At 38.8% G+C, this 20,285-nt stretch carries 24 protein-coding genes; all 24 read right to left on the bottom strand.

The window, feature by feature from the left end:
• Position 1: 1 nt before the first annotated feature.
• On the bottom strand, positions 2-268 hold the full coding sequence (locus I592_RS05570) for a phage holin (RefSeq protein ID WP_016250188.1): 267 nt from the start codon (positions 266-268) through the stop codon (positions 2-4).
• Between the two features lies 1 nt (position 269).
• Positions 270-554 carry a hypothetical protein gene (locus I592_RS05565; protein WP_425268433.1) on the bottom strand — a complete coding sequence of 95 codons (285 nt, stop codon included), beginning with the start codon at positions 552-554 and terminating at the stop codon, positions 270-272.
• Positions 555-611: 57 nt separating this feature from the next.
• The gene (locus I592_RS22145; RefSeq protein WP_010740102.1) at positions 612-737 is read right to left on the bottom strand and encodes a CD1375 family protein; all 126 of its coding nucleotides are present in this window, start codon (positions 735-737) and stop codon (positions 612-614) included.
• A 37-nt stretch (positions 738-774) separates the two neighbouring features.
• Positions 775-888: a CD1375 family protein gene (locus I592_RS22140; protein ID WP_010739627.1), complete on the bottom strand. Its 114-nt coding sequence runs from the start codon at positions 886-888 to the stop codon at positions 775-777.
• Positions 889-1,233 (bottom strand): hypothetical protein, encoded by a 345-nt coding sequence (locus tag I592_RS05560; RefSeq protein WP_016250186.1) that lies wholly within the window; start codon positions 1,231-1,233, stop codon positions 889-891.
• Between the two features lie 10 nt (positions 1,234-1,243).
• Complete coding sequence (locus I592_RS05555; protein ID WP_244265157.1) at positions 1,244-2,368, bottom strand: BppU family phage baseplate upper protein; 1,125 nt, start codon at positions 2,366-2,368, stop codon at positions 1,244-1,246.
• 27 nt (positions 2,369-2,395) lie between these two features.
• Positions 2,396-3,445, bottom strand: a complete 1,050-nt coding sequence (locus tag I592_RS05550) for a hypothetical protein (protein WP_010781195.1) — start codon at positions 3,443-3,445, stop codon at positions 2,396-2,398.
• Complete coding sequence (locus tag I592_RS05545) at positions 3,445-4,467, bottom strand: phage tail protein (RefSeq protein WP_010781196.1); 1,023 nt, start codon at positions 4,465-4,467, stop codon at positions 3,445-3,447. Before I592_RS05545 ends, I592_RS05550 begins: the two co-directional genes overlap by 1 nt.
• Before the next feature lie 8 nt (positions 4,468-4,475).
• Positions 4,476-5,300 (bottom strand): phage tail family protein, encoded by an 825-nt coding sequence (locus I592_RS05540; protein WP_010781197.1) that lies wholly within the window; start codon positions 5,298-5,300, stop codon positions 4,476-4,478.
• A complete protein-coding gene (locus I592_RS05535) occupies positions 5,301-10,277 on the bottom strand; it encodes an NlpC/P60 family protein (RefSeq protein WP_010781198.1) in 4,977 nt (1,658 codons plus the stop codon).
• Between the two features lie 17 nt (positions 10,278-10,294).
• Positions 10,295-10,924 carry a Gp15 family bacteriophage protein gene (locus tag I592_RS05530; protein ID WP_010781199.1) on the bottom strand — a complete coding sequence of 210 codons (630 nt, stop codon included), beginning with the start codon at positions 10,922-10,924 and terminating at the stop codon, positions 10,295-10,297.
• A gap of 5 nt (positions 10,925-10,929) precedes the next feature.
• Entirely contained in the window at positions 10,930-11,379 is a 450-nt protein-coding gene (locus tag I592_RS05525; RefSeq protein ID WP_010781200.1) for a hypothetical protein, read from the bottom strand.
• Between the two features lie 42 nt (positions 11,380-11,421).
• Entirely contained in the window at positions 11,422-11,619 is a 198-nt protein-coding gene (locus I592_RS05520) for a hypothetical protein (RefSeq protein WP_010781201.1), read from the bottom strand.
• A 79-nt stretch (positions 11,620-11,698) separates the two neighbouring features.
• A complete protein-coding gene (locus I592_RS05515; RefSeq protein ID WP_010781202.1) occupies positions 11,699-12,190 on the bottom strand; it encodes a phage tail tube protein in 492 nt (163 codons plus the stop codon).
• 12 nt (positions 12,191-12,202) lie between these two features.
• Positions 12,203-12,595: a phage tail terminator protein gene (locus I592_RS05510; protein WP_010781203.1), complete on the bottom strand. Its 393-nt coding sequence runs from the start codon at positions 12,593-12,595 to the stop codon at positions 12,203-12,205.
• A complete protein-coding gene (locus tag I592_RS05505) occupies positions 12,595-12,930 on the bottom strand; it encodes a minor capsid protein (RefSeq protein WP_010781204.1) in 336 nt (111 codons plus the stop codon). The genes I592_RS05510 and I592_RS05505 overlap by 1 nt, the downstream gene beginning before the upstream one ends.
• Complete coding sequence (locus I592_RS05500; RefSeq protein ID WP_010781205.1) at positions 12,930-13,277, bottom strand: putative minor capsid protein; 348 nt, start codon at positions 13,275-13,277, stop codon at positions 12,930-12,932. The genes I592_RS05505 and I592_RS05500 overlap by 1 nt, the downstream gene beginning before the upstream one ends.
• Complete coding sequence (locus I592_RS05495; RefSeq protein WP_010781206.1) at positions 13,274-13,669, bottom strand: head-tail connector protein; 396 nt, start codon at positions 13,667-13,669, stop codon at positions 13,274-13,276. Before I592_RS05495 ends, I592_RS05500 begins: the two co-directional genes overlap by 4 nt.
• A 76-nt stretch (positions 13,670-13,745) precedes the next feature.
• Positions 13,746-14,618 (bottom strand): hypothetical protein, encoded by an 873-nt coding sequence (locus I592_RS05490; RefSeq protein WP_010781207.1) that lies wholly within the window; start codon positions 14,616-14,618, stop codon positions 13,746-13,748.
• A 17-nt stretch (positions 14,619-14,635) separates the two neighbouring features.
• On the bottom strand, positions 14,636-15,211 hold the full coding sequence (locus I592_RS05485; protein WP_010781208.1) for a phage scaffolding protein: 576 nt from the start codon (positions 15,209-15,211) through the stop codon (positions 14,636-14,638).
• Positions 15,212-15,321: 110 nt separating this feature from the next.
• A complete protein-coding gene (locus tag I592_RS05480; protein ID WP_010781209.1) occupies positions 15,322-16,458 on the bottom strand; it encodes a phage minor capsid protein in 1,137 nt (378 codons plus the stop codon).
• Positions 16,459-16,460: 2 nt separating this feature from the next.
• Complete coding sequence (locus tag I592_RS05475; RefSeq protein ID WP_010781210.1) at positions 16,461-18,020, bottom strand: phage portal protein; 1,560 nt, start codon at positions 18,018-18,020, stop codon at positions 16,461-16,463.
• Entirely contained in the window at positions 18,014-19,339 is a 1,326-nt protein-coding gene (locus I592_RS05470; RefSeq protein WP_010781211.1) for a PBSX family phage terminase large subunit, read from the bottom strand. Before I592_RS05470 ends, I592_RS05475 begins: the two co-directional genes overlap by 7 nt.
• Positions 19,305-20,012, bottom strand: coding sequence for a phage terminase small subunit (gene terS, locus I592_RS05465; RefSeq protein WP_010781212.1), 708 nt, complete (start codon positions 20,010-20,012; stop codon positions 19,305-19,307). The genes I592_RS05470 and terS overlap by 35 nt, the downstream gene beginning before the upstream one ends.
• Positions 20,013-20,285: the final 273 nt, after the last annotated feature.

Raw genomic sequence — 20,285 nt, 5'->3', positions numbered from 1 at the left:
ACTATTTGCCCTCCTTCTTCGGTTTCGAATAGGCCAATGCCTGATCGCTATCAGATAACCCATGCGTTGTAGGGTCGGCAGTAATTCCCAAGAAAGCCAGTAAAGCAAACAGCGCGTTGATTACAGCTAATGCTTTATCTCCGTATGAAGAGAGATCTAATGTATAGCCAAATGCAGCAGCGACCGCCTGAACTAATAGAATGACTAGTGGAACAACACCCACCCAAAATGCTTTCGATTTGATTCTTAATTTCCAATTGATTTTCATTTTAATTATTCCTTTCTTTGTATAGGGTTTTAATCTGTTGTGTGTGTTCAATCAAACGATCGTTATGAGAATCCAACCGTTCATCGTGTCGTTGTAATTCGTCATGGATACTTGTTCGATCTTCTTTGCTTGCTTGTAAATCACGATTCAATAAATCTAAACTGTGAGTCATTTTGGTCAAGTTCTCACTTATCTTGTTGAAGCTATTCATAATGGGTCGAATAACTGTTAGCACAGCCACGCCGATTACCGTTAGCCATTCAATCCACCTTGTAACTAATTCAATGTTCAACACATGCCTTTCCACCTTCCAATCAAAATAAAAAGCACACTCGAAAGTGTGCTACTCTGCTAATTCTGGTAAATCCATATCCAGTAAGATTTCTCTCACTTGTTCGCGGATCAGACCAGGTACTTGTTCGATCGTTTTCTTACCTTTGATAATCAACGTCGCATAGACTACTGCCATTGTATTCACCTCTTTTCTGAGCAAATAAAAAGCAATCTTAATCCGCAATGTCTGCATCCAAGATCGCTTGTACTTCTTTTCTAATTGTCTTTGGTACTTCCTCAATAGTTTTCAGACCTTTCTGAATCAAATTGACGTAGATATTTGCCATTTATTTAGCCTCCTTGTTTGCAGGAACCAGCATTTCATAAACTTCGGCTATCGCTAGTTGCGTATCCGTCATTTGGATTGCTTGCTCTTCAGCCGCCTTCTTAAGCTCCTCGTTTTCTCTTTGAACTGCTTCTGTTAAGGTTTCAAGCATTTCTATTTGTTCAGAGTAATTTTGAGTGACGACTTCTTCCCATTTATTTTTAGAGAAATTATAGAACTGAGATTGCGGATTTTTCAAATTCTGAAGCGGCACATCTTCCACAAACGGAATAGAAGTTGGAAAATCATCTGCGACCTCGTGTTCCTCGTAACCTACTGGATATAGGACCTTATAAATAGTTTTCATTTCTTTCCTCCTATAATTTATTTTTTGCAAAATACACAGCCGATCCAGCATAATAACTATTCGTATTAAGCCCCCACAGTGCAGTTACTTTACCCGAAGCATCTATAGTCAATGCTTTGTCATAAGTAATATCTACTTGAATTGAACCAGAGGGGATAATATCAGCTTCTAAAACGTCAATGAGGTTCCCACCAGAGGCAATATTTGTACTTCTACACTGGAAATTAAAATTGACTAAAATCCAATCTCCGTATCGTTTAAATCTAACTATTCCAGATTGAATAGAGGAATCTGTTTCGCTAGTATGATCAAATACAATTTCTCCCTTTTGAGAAAGAACATTTCTTCCCCCAACTTGAAGACCATTCGCAAAATTCTTGATCCCCAATACTGTTTCATTTTCAGTCATAGATACGAACTTGTCTTTTGTCCACTTAACGATTGCCTGAAAGACTCGCAGAGGAGTCATGAGTTTCTGGTCACTATCGCCAGTTTCAGCTTCTTCTTCAGTCGCCAAATCTGCGTCGCCGAAAAAAAGCTCATCTGCTTCAGGTTTAGGATAAAAGTTTCCTTTTTCGAATTCAGTTAATGCATCAGTTAAAGCTGTATTAACTTCAGTAAATTTTCTATGAAATTCTTGAACGATGTCATTCTTTTCGTCTCCAAAATCAATGATAGCCTTGTCCAGCTTCTTCTTCATGTCGACAAATTCTTTGTTAATCTCACTGAATCCTTGCCAATAATAATCTTCCAATTCAGGAACATCCTCATCGATAGGGCTTCGTTTAATGTCAAAAGTAAACCGGCCGGCAGTATCAAGTGATCGTGAATCAGGCAACTCAATATAAACCGAACCATCTACACGTCCAACGTAACCCAAAATATTGTCTTCTAAAACAATAGAAACGATTCCTTCTAAAGCATTCTCAATTACCGCATGGTAAATATGACGTCCTTTTCCCTTAGCTGCTGTGTCTGAATTGAACTCTAAAAGGATCGGAACGATTGTGCCTTGAGATAAAGTCTGATTTATATGACCTTTTTTCAACTGAATGATCAGTTTAGCAGTACCTTTGTCATGGGACCAAAAAACCACTCCAGTAGGTATAGGAGTGGTTGCTTCGGCTTGGATCACAATTATTTCTTCACTTGTTTTGAACAATTAGATCACCGACCCCTTTGTTAAAATCAATCCTCTTTCGATCGTTCTAGTATTTGTTGTAGCGATATTTAAATCACTTGGGATTCTTCCAGTGCCGTTCCAAACCACTAACAGTTCGCTATTTGAAGACCCTTTAATACCTGATACATTTACCTCAGCCATCCCTACTGCATACAAGCACATCAGTTGATTGATAAAAGCAGTATCTGACCCAACCGTGGCTTTTGAGCTTCCTCCAACATAAATAGATTTGTGATTGGCAATTGACTTTGTATTCTCTGCAAACTTACATTTTGCCAAACTCATGTATCCGCCTTGTTCTTGATACAGCGAATACCTTGTATTACCTATAGACGGTGCATTTCCTTGATCTATAAATTGGATTCCTCGTAATTGAAGGTACCCAGTGCAATACATAAACGACATTGACCGAACTTTAACTGGACAATCAGTTGTTGATGGATCAAGATTCGTCGTATCTTGGACCGATCTGATATAAATACCGCCCGAATAGATGTTTCTAAAACGAACATCTTCAAGAAACGTGCCATCTTCAACGAGAATAACGACTTGACTCGACGTTAATAGTGGAATCGTGTTCACTGCAGCTTGGAGTGTCTTAAACGGCATCGCTTGCGACCCATCCGCCGTACTGTTATTACCCCTCTCCGTTGAAACATAGATAGTTAGTGTACCACCGTATTCCCCAAGTATTTTATCGAGCTTTTTATCCATCTTTAAGATAATTACATTCTGATTTTCCAATTCTGATCGTATTTCCGCCATGTCTTCATCATGTGTGAACTCCCCAGCGAGTAGTCTTCCCTGAAGTGTATCGAATTGTTGTGCTCGGTTATTTACCCGTGCATCCACTACTTCATTCGGGGACTCACCGCCCGAATGTAGGACTAAATTGTCAATTCTTTTGTCAACGACGTCAATTTTTTGATTTTGGTCACGTGTAATACCGTTCAAAATATCCACATTATCGTTGAATGTTTTTTTCCATTCTGTTGAAATCCGATTTTTAATGAGTTTTAGTAGTTCCACTAAATCACTCCTTTCCTAGCTAAGTTCGCTAGTATTGATGTCATTGTTTTCTTTGTATTCGATAACGTGATCTCAGGCGGTTTATTAGGCAATGCAGGGTAACAAGTTATACCTACCACTCGTATAAGCGAATTAATATTTAAAGGCTCATAGATAAATGGAACTCTATCGCCTTTTTCCAATTCAATAACCCACTTTAGTGAGATTGAGCCAGAAATATCAGGAAAGTCATGTATTTCTTGCTTTAGCCGAGCAGACATATTTCCCGGTATTGTATATCTTTGATCTTCAACCGGATCTTGAACTCTAATACCATATTTCTCAGCCAAAGGACTTGTATAAGTTATTGGACTAAAAATATAGTTATCTTTATCATCCGTTTTACCAAAACCGCGGATTTGAGTCTTTAAAGCAAATGTGTCAATATCAAACTTCACTTCATCAGTATTAAATTTATATCGGATTTGTTTTTCTGTAGTTTGTCCATATTCCTCTCTAGGATAGAACCTAAGGTGTTTATTGTCAGGAATAACTACACATTTGTAATCATCTATAACCTCATTTATAAGATCCAAATAGTTCCCATTTCCGAAGTTTTCTTGCTCAACTTTACTAAATACACCGATCGGATCTATAACCTCCCAGGTAAAACCATTGTTTCCCGATTTGAAAATATGTGATAAAACTTGATTAATTGTCAAATTCCCAGTAAGTGAACCATTATATTGTCTACAATCCTGAATCGTATAGTAAATATGAGTAGCTGTCACATCCTTATATATTTTTGAGCCGGAAGCATAACTGGTCATTTGCTTGATTACAAAGCGTTGTCCATTCCAAATCAAAATGTTTTCGTAACCAATCAAATCAAAACTAACTCCGTTAAAATTTGTTCTTTGTATAGTAAAACTGACTTCCCACGTTTCATTTTCTTGCCAAGATTCATAGAAAGAATCCTTATCATAACCGATAAGGATTTCTTCTTTACTCTCCTCTAAATTTCTAACTAACAAATCAGTCATGATATCACCTACTTGTATAAATAACGAAAATCCCAGAAAGATTTAACGTTAGCTACATTTTGAATTTCAATTTCGTTGATCCCTTCGACTAGGGTGATTAATCCATGATTTGTATCAATGCCTCGACTAACACCATTTAGTTTCGGGTATACACGATCTAAAGTGACTGTTTGGCCTAAGTTAGTAGAGAACTCAGGGAAATAGATGAATCTTTCCCCAGTAGTTCTGTTAAAGATGGTCGCATTTCCTCCAGACTCACCTTGTAAAGTGATTTTTAAATACACTTCTCTAGGATCTACAGGAAAACTCCCAGCGTTAAAGATAGTAAAACGACTAGTTTCATGAGTATATTTATAATCTCCATCCACAAGTCCCTGACTGAATTGCCATTCATTATTCAGACTAAAATCAGATAGCGTTGAGGTAATCGATTCAGCGTACCCTTTAAACACATTAAAAGATACAGTGAAATGAGACATGAAAAACGCTTTTTTTGTAACCGATATACTGTCTAAAGACACCGGATAACGTTTTCCCGGCTCTTTCGAATAGATGAAATAGTATTCAGCTTCTCGAGAAAACAATTCTCTCAACTCAGTTTCTCTTAAAACGAGATCGTCTAAAGTGCTGACCTTTAAATCAAAATCAAGCATGATTGGAAATGAATCAAATGAATGATTAACTAATCTTTGGCCGACAGATCCTTGGAATGATGTAAATTCATTTTTGGGGACTGGCATTCCAATGACAATTGAAGCAACTTTAATATCATGATCATTCGTCAAACAGTAATCACAATCGCTAAATTTTAATAAGACATCTGTTTTTACCATCTAAGCCCTCCTTGCCGTATATAGTTTACGTTTTAAAGTTCCCGCATTTGTTTGATCAACTGAATGTCCAACTTGTTTTCCATCCAAAATACTGTTCACTTTAACTGGTCGTTCGTTAATCTTATTTATTAACTGATTTAAATCAGATTGAGTCACAAAGCGACCGGTTGAGTTGTCGCTTGAAGAATAGTTTTGAGTAGAAGGTGTTGGCTTATACTGCTCTCTAGCCGCTATTGCTTTTTGGATAAGTAAATCAGCGCTGTCCTTAGCAGGGTTGATAATAAATTCCTTAGCATAACTAGGGTCTTCACCGATCCAAGCGAGCGTAGGACTGTTTACTTCGCCTCCTTCGGCGAATCTCCTAGGGCCATTTGGACTCCATCCACCCATTGGATTGAATTCAGAACGCCATCGAGCATTATTGAAAAATGCTAATAGCTGATCATATCCACTAAAGATATTTCCGTGACCTGGCATAGCATATCTTGCGAATGTTTGCGGAATAAATTGAAGCAATCCCTTCGCTGGATTTCCCGATGCGGTATTTACATCCCATACGGCAGAGCTCTGAATTACTTTCTCATTTCCAGTTGATTCATGTTGAATCAGACTAAGAATATTTCTTATATCAGAGGCTGTTACGGATACCTTCATTTGTGCCGCAGCTGTACTGATAGCTTGATCCCACTTACCTTGAAAACTTTTGCCTGGTGCTCCGCCACCATCGCTCAGTTGCTTTATTCTTGCAAATCCTAATAAATCAGGTGCAGCATATGGACTATAACCGATACCATTTCCAGGACCATAAGCATTAGGAGAAGAAGCATTAAACATTTCTCCAGGTTTTGTATACATTCCAACATGTCGACTTGCTCCAGGCCCGAAGAAAACCAAGTCGCCAGGACGCGCTTCTTTTTCGTTGATATGGTCTGTCGCTCCCCATTGATCTCCTGTGTAATGTGGGAATTGGATTCCGACTTGTTTTAACGCCCACATAATTAATCCAGAGCAGTCAAATGTGTCTGGGCCTTCAGCTCCCCAAACATATTGTTTACCTTGTTGAGCCAACACGTATTTAATGAATTCGCCCCTGCTACCTGAACCACCTATTTCGCTCTGATACTTATCAAAAAGTTCTTGGACGTATTTGACAACATTGTCTTCAACATAATTCAGTCCGCCTTTAGCTGTTTGAAACTCTGCGTTTCCTTCTCCTCCCAGTGAACCTAAGAATTTTGAAACGCCTAATTTATCTGTTATTGTTTCATACAATTTGTCAGCACCATCGCTAACGAAGTCAGCAGCATTTTCGGCTTTCTCTTTTACCCAGTCAGCAATGTTATTAATGGTCCCCCACACGCCATCCGCATGGGCAGGAAGTCCTTTTGTCATAGATAAGAACTGTTTCGATGCTTCGTGAGGTAAAATAGACGTACCTGCTTGTAAAGGTCTAATTTCGGGACCATTTACACCGACCGCGAAAATTCCCTTAGATGGATGATGCGCCATTTCAAACCCTTCTTCACCAACTAGCGCAATTTCATCTTCCGTTAATCCGCTAGTACCTTTTGCATGGGCTCCAAATTTGAAATTTTTGAGACCTTTGCCCCAATCCTTGTTCAGTCCATTTATCAAACTACCTATACCGTGTGCGATCGCTTCAACAATACTTGACAGATTTCTTTTTAAGCCTTCCCAAGACCCCTGAACAGTTCTTGATTCATTTTGTGATGCACCAATATGTTCTCTAGCTTGCTCTTGAGCGTTTCTTACAACTGAATTTTTTTGCGCATTAATTTCTGAACTAACCCTATTTTTTTGATCACGTGCTTTTGAGGTTACTTTGCTGAATTGGTCATTCGCAGCATCTCTAGTCCCATCACGTTGCCTTCTTGCTTCTTTTACAACTTTCTCATACTGTTCTTGAGAAAGAGTACCCGTCTCGTCTCGTTGACGTTTAGCTGCTTTAACAGTCTCTTTGTACTTTTTGTCAGCCGCATTGATAATATCGTCCCGAGCTTTTCTTGCTGGTTTAACAGAGGCGTCGTATAGTTTGTCCGCTTCTTCTTGAGTGGCTTCTAAATCTTTAGCGTTTAATTTACCTTTTTGTTTACGTAGATGTTTAAGCAAATCTTCTTGTTCTTTAGCTCCGCTTTCAATTGCTTCGACCGCTTTTCCATTCATGGCAAATTGATCAGCGACATACTCCTTAACAAACTGTTTTCTTAGCTTGTTTAGTTCTTTATTTTTTTGCTTTTCACTCTTACTAGAATCGTTTTGAATTTCTTCAACCTTCTTGTAGTACTCGTTGACGGTCGTCTGCATTTTTATGAGCGCATCTTTTTTACTTTTTTTGGAAGCATCATTGTTTTCTTGTTCTTTTTTTAGGAGTTTGTCAGCTTCTTTACGTGTCATAACCCCTTGTTTAACAAGTAAATCTAGATCCTTTTTGGATCTTTTTTGTTTGCTGTCATAGTAATCATCGATGTCTTTGCCCATCTCTTCAAAAAGTTTGTCGGATTCTTTTTTTGCTTTTTGAGCACTCTTAGTATCAATTCCCATCTTAATAAGAAGTTCTTTGTTTAACTTGTTAATTGCAGGGGTAATCTTTTTGCTGATTTTCTTTTCGTCTATTTCGACCTCGATCTCAGCTTTTGTTTTTTCTACTTTAGGCTTCAATGGTTTTCCATTCAGAGACTTTTGAATGCTGTCTCCAAATCCCTCACCAAACTTGCTGCCAGCCCAAGCGCCTGCTGCGGCTCCAAGAGCTGTTCCGATACCGGGCAATATAGCTGTCCCTATTGCTGCACCTGCAGCAGTCCCTCCAACTGATCCAGCAAACCCGCCTACTTTCTGTCCTGTTGATCCTTCTTTAAAAAGTTCAGGGAGACTACCCAAAATACCAATAAATGGAACTAATTTTGATAACCCAGCAGTTAAGTTGGACAATTTAGCTAAACCGCTAAATCGCCCTAATAATCCAGCCGTAACAGCAGTTTCAGCTCCACCTATAGCAGCAGGCGCTACTGTTGTAGCCGTTTGAGCGACCGTTTCCGTCACTCCTGCTTTAGTGGCGTTTCCAAATCCTCCGCTTAAAAAGCTAGTTGCTTTTTCGACTGCAGTAAATTCAAGTAAAGATTTACGAGCTTGATTGATCATCGAAATGAATTCAAAACCTTTTTTTACTGCGAACATAGTCACAAGTGCTTTACCCAGTAATTCAACTTTATCTTTATTGTCAGCTAGATTTTCAATGATTTTATCCACCTGTTTAAGAGGATCTTTGATTTTTTTTGTATTATCATCGATCAAGCCGAACATATCAGCAACGCCGAATAAAATATCTTTTACTTGCTCCCATGCTCCTGAGAGTAACGCTTTTGCTAAATCTTTAACGTTCCCTGTGATATTTCCGATTGTCGACTTGTTTTTGTCCAAGTATGAAAATAGATTGCCGATATATTCAACGGCACTCCCAAAGGTGTCTTTTGCTGTTTTTTTCATGTCAGGCAGATATTTTTCAACAATATCCATTAATTTTTCGCCTATTGGATTTAAAGAACTTGTAACTTCACGAATTGATTTTCTAATTCGTACACCGAATGATTCTTCCATTTCATCACGTGTGTCCTTAGCTGCGCCCCCTACATCACTGAACGTATCGTTAACATCGCCAAGGCTTTCGATGACTTTCATCGCGTTGTCTTCCCCAAGGGCTGACCAAACAGTCGAAGCTAGGGCAAGTTTTTCCTGCTCATTTGTAGTTCCTTTTAAATCGGAAATAACGCTTTTGAATACGTCATTTGAGGTGGCTTGCCCATTTTTAAAAGCATGGAAAATCTCTTGTGTTTTTCCTGAGAATTTGTCTAAATTATCCTCAATACGTCCATCATTTAAGGATATTGAAAACTCTTTAACAAAATCATTCACTTTATCCAGATTGTAAGCACCTGACTTTAACCCGTTATCAAGAATCGCAAACATTTCATCGGCCTTGAATCCTGCCTGAGACCACAACTGGCCATATTCTGCAAGATTATCTCCCAACTCATCCGTTTTATTTAGTCCTGATTGAGCACCTTTAACCATATAGTCAAATGAAGCTTCTGCAGTTAAACCAAAATTTGTCATAAGTGAGTTTATACCACGCAAAGATTCGTTTAAGTCCATACCAAATTGAGATTGTAAGATAGCGGAATATTCAGAGACTTTTTTGAGTTGATCTGCTGGCAAATCACCTAGTTGAGTATTGATAGTTTTTAGTATCTCTTTGCCTTCGTCCATCGTCTCAATCAATCCGCTGTTGAATAAATCGTTTAATGCTGTTTTGTATTTCTTGCTTTGATCTTGTGAAATACCCATTGTGTTCGTAAATTCAACACTTGCATCGTTTAACTCGATTACTCGTCCAAACGTTTCTTTAAAAGCCGATCCAACAGACTCAACACCCTTAGAAAATGCATTGCCTATGAATGTTCCAGCAATGATTTCTTTTAGGCCCACAAATTTAGCGCCAGTTTTTTCAACGGTATCTCCCAGTTCTTTGGTCTCCGCCTTAGCCTGATTAGCATCAGCTTTTAGAGTAGTCTCTTTTTGATTAGGAATAGCTGAAATATCACTTTTGAGTGCCTTTATTTTCAGACTAGCGCCATCATTTTCCGCTTTCAATTCTGTAATCTTGCTTTTGGGAATGTCCTTCAAGAACGCTTTGGTTTCTTTGACGCCCTTTTCAGCTTCTGAGTTATCCGCTTTAATGGTAAACTTTACTGGCTTGTCTAACGATTGATCAATGTCTTTTTTCGTTGACTTAGCAATAGATTCAATCTTTGTTGTTTCGGATTTAAATGATTCATCCATTTTCGAACCGGCATTTATTCCTAGCTTAGCTAAAAGCTCGTCTACTAGAGAAACATCGTTCTTGAATTTAGGTAAATTAGCCAGCATGACATCAATGTTAATCGTTGCATCTGCTCCCATGTATGTACCTCCTTTCCTTATTTATTTGATTGTGCTTGGGCAGCTAACATATCGAACATGCTGCCTAATTGATTATCTAAGTTATCCACAGTTTTTTCGGACTCCAAAGCATAATACTGTTGCAACTCCAAAAGATTTGTCAGTGATTCTCCTTCTAATCCGCTAACTGTTCTAGATCGAATAGATAGAATTCGTTGAAATTGTGTTTTATCACTTAATCCGGCCAGCAGTGATTTGAACGTAATGTAATGCATCTTTCCTCGTTCTTTCAGCAAATCAATTCCGTAATCAGAAAAAAAAGAGGAGTAAATTGCCCCTGCATCTTGCGTATAGGAGTACAATTTTTCAGGTTCAACACCTTCGAATCCAGCATCGCCATTATCTTCGTTTCCGTATGGATTTCTCTGAATATAATTGCTGATATCTTCAACAGCCTTACTCTTTTGCTCGAACGTAAAGTTTTTGGACAGCGTTTCGTCTCCAAAATAAAATAGATCAAAAGCTTTATATATTTTCTCGAAGGATTGTAAACGATCGTCCTCCAATAGTTCGTAAAATTTCAGTACTGTATCAAAAGACAAATCCAAAGGGATTTCGTGATCTTCAATCAAAATGGTTGTTTCAAGATCATCAATTAAATCAAACAATTAAATCACTTCTTTTTGTTGTTTTTATGCCGATTGCTGTAGTGCTTGTCGGCAGCTTTTTTGCGTTCGACCATTACTTTATCCAATTCTGTTCGAAGGAGGCCAATAACGGTATTAACTGCTTTTGTACTTTGCCCATAATGATCGTAAATACGTTGGCCTTCTCCTTGTCCTAAAACAACGTCAAGCGTCGCTAAAGCACCATTCCTCATTGAGATCAATTCTTCTTGAGTAAATGATTTATACTGATCAGCTGTAGTAGTTTCCACACCATCTAACTTCTCAAGTTTGGATGCCATATCTCTCAATTGAACTGTTACATCAATATACGCGTAATCAGAAAGCGCACAATCAATTTCGTCGGAAATTGAAATATCATAATTCTTACCAGCGATTTTCACTGTTTTAGTGAGTGCTAATTTTGCATCTAAGTCGATAATGTTATTAATAGCCATTTATGTTCCTCCTAAATTCAAATAAAAAGGCTAACCGATTGGTTAACCTTCTTCTGTTTTAACTGTAAAAGCCGGGATATCAGTCGGAATTGACTTTGTGCCATTCTCAACTGCTACCGCAACATAATCACCTTTCTTAACTGCTGTTTCAGCAGCCAATCCAGTGATAGTCAATGGACTTGCTCCTGCTGGAACCACATTTGTTCCATCTTTTTTATTAATTTCAAAAGTTCGCGCCATTTTAAGCTTCCTTTCTATGTTAGTTCGATTACTGCCCCATCGGCTGTTGGTGTTATGTTCCCTACAACAGCCGGGCTAACTACTCCCCCGCTTTCACCAATGTAGGTTTGCCGTTGAAAGCTAACGTAAAGCTGAATGTTTGCTTAGCATTCGCAGCTCCACCAAAAGGTACGATAGCCGTCAATGTAACCACAGCTTGAACTTTGTTGCCTTTGGCATCCGTCCATTGAGCTAGTGTACGTAACTCATCCCCAATAGCTAAGAATTTGGCAGCAACAAAATCTTGCGCTTTATCGCCAAACACTCGATGCCCAGCAATTGCAAAGGTAATATTTTTACCTGTTACTGTTGAGTCAGTAAAACCTTCTCCATCGTAATATGGGGAAGCATCCGTTGTATCGGCTGCCGCAGGAGTGATGGTAGTAATACCTGCTGCTAAGAGTGCAAAATCCGCATTAGCAATTTCTGCGAGGTCTGTTTTCCCCGAAACGTCGATCTCTACTTTGTTTTTAAAATTTAGTAAAAATTCTTTTTTTGGTTCCTCGGCAAATTTCTGTAAATCCATTTTCATGTGTAATTCCTCCTAATTTTTAAATTGATGAATTGTGATTTTGATGCCTAGTAAATAAGTTGATATCCCTTGCACGTCCTGTTCGCTAACAAATGGCGTCTCACTTATTTCGATGCCTAAAAAGACAAAACTCCCATCCTCTGAATTCAGAGTTGAGAGCTCGTCTAAATGATTTGATATAAGCCATAATGTTTTGTTGGCTTTTTCTTGATCTTTTGTATTAAATCCTACTTCGTAAAGCATTTCTCGTTCTTTCGTGCCGTCAAAGTATTCTTCGACTGTTCGGCTACCCGGCATTGAATAAACGCAGAGTGTATCCTCTCCATCGAGAAACCCCATTGAGCACGGCATCGGAAGGCCCTGTATAGAATCTATCGAATCGGACAGTCTTTCCCATAAATCCATTACAGGTTTCCTCCTTTGATAAATGCTTTACGCCAAGCATTCATATGATTTGCTTTTGCCCTAAGGTCCCAACGCCGGCTTGTCCCTGGCGTTGTATAATTCTTAATCCTACTGCCGTTAACCATCCCTCTAAATTGAGGCTTAGCGTAAGGAACTGTATATGTGATTCGGTTCTTATTAACAAATGATTTGTCTCTTAAATTACCTTGTCTTTTCGGAGCGTAGAGGTTCATATCTGGATGCATTTGTGCGGTCATATAGTAAAGCGCTGAATTGATGTTCACCACGGATAACTTACGATCTACACTGCCCTTTTCAACCTTCACATGAAGCATTACAACACCTCCAGTTCATAGGAGTAAACTTCATTGCTGAAAGGGTTACGATTATCTACGATCGTTGTGATGGTGTAGCTTTCGCCTTCAAAATCAAGTTCTGACCCAACATGGTTCTTATTGATCACTGGCATTGGATCAGAAACACCACCAAATAGAAAAGCGATAGCATTCGCTACCACTTGCCTATTGTTATTCGTACCACTATATACTGTCTGCGGTTGAAAGATCATGTTTTTAATCGTAATTGGATCGGAAAAAATAGGCTTCTGCCATTTGTCTTTCCCTTGTATTAGACGCAGCACAATGGATTGATTGCAGTACTCCTTTGGCATTAATGGAATCATCTATAATCAACTCCTTTGTAAAGAAGCCCTGTATAAATCAATTCGTTATACGCCTCTGTAGCGACCATCGTTCTACCGACCGTTGCTGCATTAGTATTTCCTGATTCAATACGCATACGACCGACACTAACACTGGCAGGCGAAGCACTTAAAATCTCTGATAATGATGTAACTCCAACGGAATTAAGGTATTCAATTTGAACAGCCATTGCGATTTTGAACTTGTCTACACGGTACTTGAAAGTATCATCTGACAAAGAGTTTTTCATGTAAAAATCACCGGTAACACGATTTAGTTGGCGCTCAGCGTATTGTTCTAATTTGTCGAATACTTTTGCTTCAGCTATCTTGCTAAAGCCTAGGGACGTATACTCGTCGTGAGTAAGGTACATAGAATCAATCCCTTCTAAGAAAGCGTGATTTTAGCCCCATCAGTTGTAGCTTCTACTTTTCCAACTTTCGCTGGGGCTATGCTTTTGGGGTTAAAGATACAGAAACTCCGTCTTTTTGTTTTTCTTTAATAAAGCAATCGTGGTACAGACGGTTTTGGTACAAGTACCCGTCGCCTTGAGAATGTTCGCCTGGAGCAAACAAGAAAACAGTGTTTTCTTTAACGATTGGAATAACTGATTGCTTAGCTACAACCAAGATATTAATGTCTTGCGCGTCAGCTGTAGCAGCATATCCATCTGAAAAATTGTATTTCGTTTTAAAACGAGTATCGTCCCAAACCTCGACTAACAAAACACCATCCAACGAAGTTACTCGGGATTCTAAGGCGGTTTGACCAACGTTTTGATTGGTAATGTTACGAGTGAACTCAGTAGATCGTTCTAGTGCATCCATTACCGTTGTTGATACAAACGCTACTAGGTTTTGCGGGCCGAATTTACGCGCTGGTAAAATAGCAGCTTTAATTGCAGAGTAAGCATTTTTCTCAGTAATTGTTTCTTCCTTAGTCTTGCCTGCGCCTACAGCTAAAGTAGAGAAACGGTAAGCATCAATTTCAGGCTGGACGTGTTCTGTAATAAATACATTCGAGATATTAGCTACTGCCAAATCTTGATTTGTTTCATCAACATCTTGTTTATCGATGTAAAACTCAACGTCACGGTCTTGACCCATTGTGTACACTTTCTTGTCGTTTCCATAGGTACCGCTGTTAAATCCTTTGTTACGCGTGTGATCTTTCAAACCTGATGTTGAAATAGTAGTAAGAGTGAATGATTTACCACCGTTTACTAATTCTACTTGTGGTACACCTAAGATAGTAGTTAACAGCCCTTGGGTGATTTTTTGATCGAAAATTCCATTGTCTTTTGTGATGTAATTAATTGCCATGTTTTATTCCCTCCAATTTAATTTTTGTTTGGCATGATTCCTAATGCTTTAGCAAAAGCATCTTCTTCAACGTTTTGCACAGAACTAGCATTTCCGTTGAAAGTGGCTTTTTTGTTACCGGGCTTGGGAGGCGCAGGCTCATTTGAGTCAAACAAATAGCCGTCGCTTTCTTTAAGCGCGGCCAATTGATCATCTAATCCTTTTAATCCACCCTCTGCTAGTTCCAGTGACTCGCCATCTAGTAAAGCTTTAGCAGCCTTGATATTCTTAGCCCCTGCTTGTGTTAGGGCTAAGTCGATTGCTGATGATTTCTTAATATCTGCAATCTGTTGTTCAGAATCGGTTTTGTTTTGGTCAAGACGCGTTTGTAAATCAGTCACTTGCTGTTCCAAATCTTCGTTCCCTTTAGACTTTGCTTTAAAGTCATCAAGCTCACTTTGATTTTTTTCTAGCTGTTCTTGATACTGAGTCGCTTGCTGTTCCGCGGTAGACACCTTGCTATTCAGTTCGTTTACAGTTACGCCGTGCAAGGCCATTACTGACCCAATCTGTTCGTCTGTTAAACCTAATTCTTTTAATTCTTCTCGTTTCATTTCATTCATCCTTTCGTTGTTTAACGAGGCTACGCCCTCGATGGATTGAACAGTTTAACGCCGTATTCGGGGCAAAATAAAAAGCCCAGCAATTGCTAAGCTTAAAATTATTAACTTTGTATTTGCTCTCTACTGTAATCACGGACCAAGAACTCATTGTCATTAATAAGTTCTCTTAATTGTTTCTGCTTGTCAGAAATCACTTGCTTACACATTTGTACAGTTTCGGGATCTTCCAATTCTAACGCCGCATTCATACGTTTCTTTTGATAGCGAATATCACGCTCAAGCTTACGCTGTTTTTGTTGTATTTCAGCATTTTCTTGAGCTTCGTCAGCGTCATATTGAGGTTGGTTGTTTGTATTGATGTCTGGCCTTCCGGGATAAAGGATATGCTTACAATTAATTCCCTGGGTGCCATCTGGATCGCCATAACCATGATCATAGATAGAAGGCAAATGTTTAAATTCATCCGGTGCTTTGTTCTTCGGCACAACTAATACCCAATCCCCTTGTATCGTTGCACATGCTTTTCTAGCAGATGGATGACTACTCATTAATGCAGTGACACAATCGAAGTCCTCCATTCGTTTCAAACGAAGATCGTTAAACGTTCTATGCGAGGTGGATTGAATCACTGTTCTCGAGTAAGCTTCCATCGACCATTCACGTCCGGCCTTATCAACGAACCCTGATTTGATTCCCATATCAACCATTTTGTAGACATTATCTCTAATGGCTTTCTCGTGCGTTTTAAGACCCGTCATGGATTCTAAGGTAGATTGTTTAAGAATTGCTTGATAGGCTCGCATTACTGCGTTCTCGTTGAAATTCGTGGTGATTAACGTTTGATTGACATTGTTGTTTAAATCTTTGAACGTTTGACGAACCAAAGAGTCTAGAATTTTGTTTACGTCGTCAGATACAGGAACACTTTTATGGACCATTCGTTCTAACTCTCGATCAATTTCATTAACTACTTTTACGCCGTTACCTTTGATTAATTGTTCGATTGCTTCTTGTGTCTCTCCTGTGTAACTAGCCAAAAGATCAATAACATTCTCGTTAAGCACGCCCATTTTAGATAGCTGCTTAGCTTGCCATAGTAGTACGTCTTCTTTTTCAACATTTTCAAAGCGAGATTGTTTTAACGCTTTAATGATTATGGTAAAAATTCGGTCTTCCAGTTCTGAATAAATATTAGTGATTGAATCCGCATCACGCTGCATTTTATCTTGTGTAATCATGATTAATCACCTAAATCAAAAAGTGCATCCTGGCTGCGACGCTCACTTGATCCTGCTTCCGGCAGTTCCTCTTTCAGCGAAGACAACCAGTCTTCCAATTCATCTTCGTTTAGATTGTAGTTGCGAATGAGAAACTGTTTCTTAGGCATTACACCAGCTGTAACAGCTTTTAGGTCATTCTCCAACTGTTTATCGCGATCGACAAATATACCATCCTCAAAACTAACTGTTACTAAATAACTATCATATTCAATAGAGAATAGCGGTTTCTCGCTTTCAAACATTTCTCCGTATCCTGCAAGTTCAAATATAGAATGAATAAGCTCATTGATAACTTTTTCAACCATAGTCAAATAACTTGAACGTGTCTGATAAGTCATGGAATTGTTAGAAACAATCTCAGTGGCCGTTTTAATGCCGTCATCAGCATAGTTCATCGAACCCACTGACAAACCAACCTGCACCTCGAACTCTTTAATCAAATGGCTGATAGCGTCCTTATATTGAACTGTACGAATAGGTGTTGTAATATCTTTGACCCCGATATTCTCAGCACCGTATACACCAGCGAATACGTTTTGGTCCGTGCCGAACATTGGCGGGTGTGCCTCATCCGTTTTGAGGAATTCTGCCGGCACAACAACACGCCGCTGCCCTAACTGAATTTCCCAAGCGAACTGATCATGTGTTGTATTGATCGTATCTAAAATCTCTTTTGAGTTATCCACAATGCCGGCACCTAATGGGCTCTCTAACGATTTATTATTAGCTCCAGGCGTTCTGAAGTATGCAAAAAGCGGTCTCTGCAAGCCTTCTAGTGTGACTGTTTCAGCTAAGTCAGGATATAGAATCGACAGTGGAACTTGCTTTCCAACAACGTTACTGTTGTCAGATTTGTAAAGCTCATTACTGATAACGTACTTTTCGTCTTGCCACTCATGAAATTCGAGGAGCGTGTAGTAGTAATTTGTGTCACCTTCAGTTTGAATTGATTTAGTAGCAATAGCACACTCACTAACTTCGTTTGTATTTGAACGTAACGGGTAAAACTGATCTGCACGAATCCACGAGATTTTAATCTTATCTCCATCAATGTAAGGCCGCATAGCAAATCCTCCTGCAGCGATACCTTTCTCAAGATTCAATTCGAATAAATTATAGAAATTGTTGTCGTATAATGTTTGTTCCAAAAATTCAGATGCTTCTTTAATCTCTTTAGAAACATCCTTTCTATCATTTGGATCGTTCAGCGTAACTTTACATTTTTCATTGAAAATAATACTAGCCAATCGTCTCGCAGCAGTCTTAGTCACGTTCAATGATTTAAATTCTCGTTTTTTATCGTTGCCAAATGAACTTTTATAGTTGATATCCGGAAATAAATTAGCGTAATATTTGAAGTTCTCCGCTATTCGAACGTACTCTCGCGAATCAATCCCGATTTTTGGGTGATCAGTGATCTTCGCTATATCTTTTCCGTTAACGCTCATATTCACACTATCAACTCCTCTCTTGAACATACTTTTGATCGTTTGAATTACTCCCATGATTTCACCTACCATTTCAGACCTAGATCACTGAGATTATCTTTTACAAAGTATTGAAACTGGTCACATGTATGATCATCAATTTTGATAACTTTTGGGTCATCGGACTGCAACGTATCTTCATCCCATCGATAATCTCTGTGCTCTTTAATAAATATTTTGTTGGCTTCTGTATCCAAATAAAAAAACCTACCCTGAGCGAGTAAGTTTTGTACATAATCAATCATGTCAACTTTCTTTGCTTTTGCAACGGGGTGGAAAGCTACCCCAAAGTCTTTGTAATATTGATTTTTTAATGCGCCTTCCGCAGAATCAATCGTGATTTTATAAGCGAACTTATTGTATTCCGCCTGGCACTTTTCAATAAAATCATGTAGATCTTTTGCTAATTCATCGGGTGCCTTTTTGTTTATCTTCCCATCTGGTGAATAGTAATACGTGTCCAATAGAATCACATTGTTCTTTTTAGTGATAGCATAACAGCCGCACGTTGTAGCTGATATTTGGTGCCCACTATCAATGGAAAAACAAATTTGAGTAATATAGTCATCCTCAGGCAACTCATCCAAAGAGTTAAAATGAGTCATATTGTATATGAGAGTACCAAGGCCGATTACTTCGCCTAAATAAAGCCACTTGTAATAGTCCTCGTCATTGTCACGATAAGTTTGAATGAGTTTTAATTGTTGTGATTCGGTAAAACCCAATTCATCATCTAAGTAAGTTGAATGGTCTACTAAATGATCATCCAATTCTTTGCATTTCTCTACCCATTCGTTTACCCAGTCATAAGGATTCTTAGGAGGATTCCATGAATAGTAAACTTTTACTTGATCTACCCATTCAGAACGCTGACGAATAAATGTAGCGTTGGTTTGGTCAAATACTTCACTGCTCTGAAAATTAGCAGCTTCTTCATACCACAATGAGATAATATCGCCGATCGCATTAGATTTAAGCTTCAAAGGATCATCGACGCCATAGAAGTAAAACGCTGATCCGGTCCTCTTATGAATAATAGTTAACGGTGACATTCGGTATCTGAACTCATTTGCAACGCCCAGCATATTTAAAGCCCACTTGATTTGTAAATATACAGCATCACGCAAATATTTATGCTGACTCATCATGCAAACAACATTGACTTTATGCTTTGCTTGCGTATGTTTCTTCATTTCAGTCGCGAGCTTTAAGCTGATTACTGACGACTTAAATGATCCACGTCCGCCTTTCATTAAGATGTACGGGCACTGTGTGTGCCACATCTTATAAAAATGAGGGTTAATCATTCCAGTTAGTTTAATCTGAGGCTTCGTCTTGGCTTGCATCGCCATTTGAATCAACCTCACTTTCGACTAACGGTATGTCGTCAACAATCACCGTCTGTTCTTCTGACGGATCGTAATCATCATCTAACTGTTTCAATTGAGCTTTCGCTAAATCGACTTGAGTATTCATTAATTCAAGTTTCTTACGTCGCTCATCTTGTTCGTCAGCAATTGCTACGAACTGTTTAATAAGATTGGCCAGCGTACTCATTGCACGTGATTGAGCATTCATAAAGTTTGCTTGTTTATCCCAAGCGTATTGAATAGCATATTCTTCTGAACTACCGCTTTCGCTTGAAGACCATTTAGATACTTCTTTCGAAAGATCGCCATCATAAACATACATAATTTTTTGCGCCCTAATGATCGCTGTGTATTGAATCATAATATTGCTCCAAAGGATATCCTCTGGTTTAGAGGTTGCAACCTCATTCATGATCTCTAAGGTTTCTTCCGGCAGCCAATTAGCAAATAGCCCATGTGTAACAGCATTCTTATTGCTTTCTGGTGCTCCTTTATTGTTTGGAATAGTTGCATCCTTGGTTGCAACCTTTTCTTTAGACCAATGTCGAGACTTCCAAGTTTTTACTGTGCTGATTGATACATTGTATTTCTCGGCAATCTCTCGATATTTCAGCCCTTTTTGATAATCCTCAAAAGCTTGCTCGTATTTCTTCACATGTGACACCACCTCGCTAACGCAACATTTGTTTTGTAAAAGAAAAAAGACCGCCTAAGCGATCTTGATTATGTATTGGATAGACAGGGTTACTGATTCTATCCCAGTCATCGTGGAATTAGATTAATTACTAACTCCGACCATCTAACCAAATATGTATTAAGCAACCTACTCCATTATGGAACCCACTGTTTATCCATGCCTGGCAGATAGGAATGCTCGGTTGCTAATTGTGGGCGCTTATGTCCCGGTGTTTCTTGGGCACCTTCGTCC

It is taken from the genome of Enterococcus gilvus ATCC BAA-350, assembly GCF_000407545.1.
GTDB classification, from domain to species: domain Bacteria; phylum Bacillota; class Bacilli; order Lactobacillales; family Enterococcaceae; genus Enterococcus_A; species Enterococcus_A gilvus.
This window is presented reverse-complemented; position numbering and strand designations above follow the sequence as displayed.